The 4,369-nt window shown below is 75.0% G+C and carries 4 protein-coding genes and 1 pseudogene; 3 read left to right on the plus strand and 2 right to left on the minus strand.

Translation table 11 applies throughout. The features are described 5' to 3' along the window. A pseudogene (locus MHW47_RS32585) lies at window positions 1-197 on the minus strand (amidase); the annotation flags it as partial. Between the two features lie 114 nt (window positions 198-311). After that, window positions 312-665: a hypothetical protein gene (locus tag MHW47_RS32590; RefSeq protein WP_239227454.1), complete on the minus strand. Its 354-nt coding sequence runs from the start codon at window positions 663-665 to the stop codon at window positions 312-314. Window positions 666-944: 279 nt separating this feature from the next. Here MHW47_RS32590 and MHW47_RS32595 point away from each other — a divergent pair, with 279 nt between their 5' ends. From MHW47_RS32595 to MHW47_RS32605, 3 genes are all read left to right on the plus strand, one after another. Next, window positions 945-1,760, plus strand: coding sequence for a hypothetical protein (locus MHW47_RS32595; RefSeq protein WP_374230188.1), 816 nt, complete (start codon window positions 945-947; stop codon window positions 1,758-1,760). 80 nt (window positions 1,761-1,840) lie between these two features. Beyond that, window positions 1,841-2,821 (plus strand): acyl-ACP desaturase, encoded by a 981-nt coding sequence (locus MHW47_RS32600; protein WP_239227455.1) that lies wholly within the window; start codon window positions 1,841-1,843, stop codon window positions 2,819-2,821. Further along, window positions 2,818-4,369 (plus strand): MFS transporter (locus tag MHW47_RS32605; protein ID WP_239227456.1); only part of this gene is annotated, 1,552 nt, incomplete at its 3' end. The genes MHW47_RS32600 and MHW47_RS32605, both read left to right, overlap by 4 nt.

A 4,369-nucleotide genomic window follows, 5' to 3' on the forward strand; every position in this document is an offset into this window, starting at 1 on the left:
AGGCCGCTCCGGCTCGCCTCGATCCGGGCCAGGGCGGCGGTGACGAGGGCGGTGGAGGTGGTCCGGCCGTCCGCGAGGTCCCGGGCGCTGTCGGCGAGGCCGCGCGGGAAGGCGTCGGAGGCGGCGTCCGGGGTGGCGGTGCGGCGCGGGTCCGGCGCCGGGTCTTCGGCCGTTCGGGTGATGGGGGCTGAGGACATGGGCGGCGCCTCCTCGGACCGTCAGGTGCGCGGGCGCACCCGTCCGCACGCACGGACTTACTGGAGGGTAACGAGTGGGCGCGCCGCCCTCAACCGTGCGTGCGACACCGGGTCCTACGGCCGGACGGTGATCTCGCCGATGCCGGTGCCGAGCCCGGCGCAGTGCGCGGTGGACTGGCCGGACTGGCCGGGGGCGAGGGTGACGTGGTCGCCGTCCACGTCCGGCGACCAGCCGCAGACCAGATGCACCCAGAAGGTCTGCGTGCTCGATCCGTTGTTCCGGCAGAGCGCGTAGCCGGTGTAGTCGTCGACGGCGTGCTTGCCCGTGTCGCAGGACAGCCCGGGCGGGGTCGCCGCGGCCGGGGCGGCGGTGGCGAGGCCGCCCGCGACGGCGAGCACGGCGGTCAGGCCGGTGACGGCGGTGGCGCGCAGCGCGGCGCGGCGGATCGGGGACGGAGTCTTCTTCATGGGGGTGCCCTTTCGGTGGTGACCTTCCGTGTCCGCCGGGGCGGGCCCGGTGCGGTCGCGTACGGCTCCGGCACGGGCGGGACCTGGAGCGGACCGCCCGTGGCCTGCCCAACCCGGTGGCGCCGTAAAACGTCACGCCGCGTGTCCGGCGTACGGGGGGGGGCGGGACGGGGGTCACGGCGCCGAACGGGCGGCGTTCACTCCCCCGGCGTACGCTCGACGGGACCGGACCGCAGTCACCCGGCAGTCCCCCACGATCCTTCGCTCCGAGGAGGCGACGTGACCGGTTCACCTTTGGGCAGCCCTCGGACATCTTCGGGCCGCTCTCCGCAATCGGGCCGGCGGCGCCCGGCCGTGTGGGCCGCGGCGCTCCTGATGGGGGCGGCCGGCACCGGCGTGCTCGGCGGCGTGGCCCACGCGGAGGACATCGACCATCTGACCGCCCAGCAGATCGCCGACCGCTCGCGCGACGCGCTGCTGGAGGCGCGGTCGGTGCACGTGACCTCGCGCGGCGATCTCGGCCGGGGCGGCAAGCCCATGTCGCTCGATCTCACCCTGGACCGGCACGGCAACTGCAAGGGGTCGGTGGACCTGGGCGAGAGCCGGGGTTCGGTGCTGATCGTCAAGCGCGGTGACGACGTGTGGCTCAAGCCGGACGCCGACTTCTGGAAGAACCAGGTGCCGAACGGCGGGTCGGCCTTCGCGGCCATCGTCGGCGACCGCTACCTGAAGGCGCCCGCCGACAGCCCCCGGCTGCGCGGCCTGACGAAGACGTGCGACCTCGACACGGTGCAGAAGCTGGTCAGCGACAACGCGAACGACGACAGCGGCACCCTCAACAAGGGCGAGAAGACCACCCTCGGCGACACCCCCGTCGTGCCGCTGACCCGGATGCGCGGCGACACGACGCTCACCGTGGACGTGGCGGCCACCGGCAAGCCGTACCCGGTGCGGCTCACCCTGCGGGGCGGTGAAGGCGCCGACGCGGTGGTGAACCTCTCGGACTTCGACGTGCCCGTCCCCCGGAACACCCCGTCGGCCTCGGAGTCGTACGACGTCAGCGCCCTGCTTGCCCGGACCTCTTCCCCGGTGTAAACGGACGGCCGAACGAATAGGCCCATACGGGTGAAAAGGGATTTGCCCCGTCGCCCGCGGGCGCGCGACGATCTCGCCTCGTGAACAGACCGAATCGGGACGACGCGGCCCTGATCGCGGAACTGGAGCCGGTCGCGGCCCGGCTGCTGGACCGTCATGTCACCGCGGCCCGGGAGTGGTTCCCCCACCAGTACGTGCCGTGGAGCGCCGGCCGGGACTTCGACGGCCCGCTGGACGGCGATCCCTGGCGGGAGGAGCAGTCCCGGCTGTCCCCGGCGGCGCGTGCCGCGCTGGTCGTGAATCTCCTGACCGAGGACAACCTGCCCGGCTACTACCACGCGCTGGCGGTGAACTCGACCCGCGACGGGGCGTGGGGGGAATGGCTGAACCGGTGGACCGCCGAGGAGGACCGGCACGCCTCCTCGATCCGCGGCTACCTCCACACGACCCGGGCCGTGGACCCCGTCGCACTGGAGCGGGCCCGGATGGCCCAGCTGAGCACCGGCTTCGCATCACCGGCCACCGGGTGCCTGAGCGGCATCGCGTACGTGGCGCTGCAGGAACTCGCCACCCGGATCAGTCACCGCAACACCGGCCGCTTCAGCGGTGATCCGGTGTGCGAGCGGCTGATGGCGCGCATCGCGCAGGACGAGAACCTGCACATGGTCTTCTACCGCGAGGTGCTGCGCGCCGCCCTCACCCTCACCCCGGACGAGGTCGTGGTGGCCCTGGAGGAGAACGTGCGCTCGTTCCGGATGCCGGGCCACGCCATGCCGGGGTTCGCCCCGATGGCGGCGCAGATCGCCGTCGCGGGCGTGTACGACCCGCGCATCCACCACGACGACGTCCTCGTCCCGCTCCTGCGCAGCCTCGGGATCTTCGACGTCGAAGGGCTCGGTGCCCGGGGCGAACAGGCCCGCGAGGCCCTGGCCGGCCACCTCCAGCGGCTCGACGTCCGAGCCGCGCGATTCACCGAACGCCGCGCCCAGGCCCTGGCGGCCCGGCAGCGCCGCGGCGACGAGGAACGCACCCCCGCCCCGGACGCTCCGGTGTCCGGGTGACCGGGGAGACCGGCCCCGGCACGGAGCGGCCCGCTCCGCGAAACGGCCTCCCCGCCGCGCGGGACACGGGCGCGTTCTCCCGGCGGCGGGCATGGGCGAGCACCGCCGTGGTGTGCTCCGCCCTGTTCCTGCTGGGGCTGGACTTCACCGTGCTGAACGTCGCGATCCCGGCGCTCCAGGAGGACCTGGGCCCCACGATGGCCCAGACGCAGTGGATCGTCGACGGTTACGCGCTGGCCCTGGGCGGCTGCGTCCTGGCCACCGGCACGCTGGGCGACACCTACGGCCGGCGGCGCGCGTTCGTCGCCGGACTGGTCCTGTGCGCGCTCGCGTCGGTGCTCGGCGCACGGGCCGGCGCGGTGGAGCAGGTCGTCGTCGCACGCTGCTGCCTGGGTCTGGGCGCCGCGCTGTTCATGCCGGCGACGCTGGCGACGATCGTCCACGTCTTCTCCGACGAAGCCGACCGGCGGCGCGCGATCTCGCTGTGGGCGGCCGTCGCGGGCGTCGGCGCGCTGGCCGGCCCGCTGGCCGGGGGCTGGCTGGTGGAGCACGCCACCTGGCGGGCCGCGTTCTGGATCAACGTCCCGCTCGCCCTGGCGCTGGCCGCCGCGGCCCTGCGGGTGGTGCCCGAGTCCCGCGACCCGCGGCCGGGCCGACTCGACCGGCAGGGCGCCGTCCTGTCGTGCGCCGGACTCCTGGCCCTGGTGTGGGCCGTCATCGAAGCCCCCGGCCGGGGCTGGACCAGTACGGCGGTGCTGGCGGCGTTCGCGGCCGCGGCCCTGCTGCTGGGCCTCTTCGCCGCCAGGGAACTGCGCACGGCCGCGCCGATGGTGCCGCCCGCCCTCTTCCGGCGGGGCCCGATGGCGCCGGCCTGCACCGCGCTCGCGGCGACGTCGTTCTGCGGCATGGGCGCCATGTTCGTCCTCACGCTCTACCTCCAGCAGGTACGCGGGCACAGCCCCTGGGAAGCGGGCGTACGGACGATTCCGCTGTCGCTCGCCCTGACGGCGGGCGCCGCCCTCGCGCCCGCGCTGCTCCGGCGCTTCGGCGCACGCGTACCGGTGTCGGCCGGGCTGGTGCTGGTCGCGGGCGGGTTCGCCGTCATGGCCCGGCTCGGCACCGGCTCGGGGTACGCCCACGTCCTGGCCTTCGAGGCGCTGATCGGGGTGGGCAGCGGGCTGGTGGCACCGGTGGCGACGGAGCTGGTGCTGACCGCGGTGCCCCCGGCGAGGTCCGGCCTGGGTTCCGCCCTCAACGACGCCACCCGGCAGGTCGGCTCCACCCTCGGGGTCGCCGTGCTCGGCTCGGTCCTGGCCACCGCCTTCACCGCCCGCGTCGAGGACCGGCTCCGGGACCTTCCGGCCGCGCAGGCCCTGCTCGGCGGCCGGAGCGACTGGGACCTGCTGACCGGGGCCGTCCGGCCGGACACGGGCGCCGGGTCCTTCCTGGTCCGGGAGACCGGCGCGGCGTTCGTCCACGGCATGTCGGCCGCGGCGGCGGCGGGGGCCGGCACGGCACTGCTGGCCGCCGCCCTGTCGTGGCGCAGAC

The sequence above is a fragment of the Streptomyces sp. OfavH-34-F genome (genome assembly GCF_022347745.1).
In the GTDB taxonomy this organism is placed as follows: domain Bacteria; phylum Actinomycetota; class Actinomycetes; order Streptomycetales; family Streptomycetaceae; genus Streptomyces.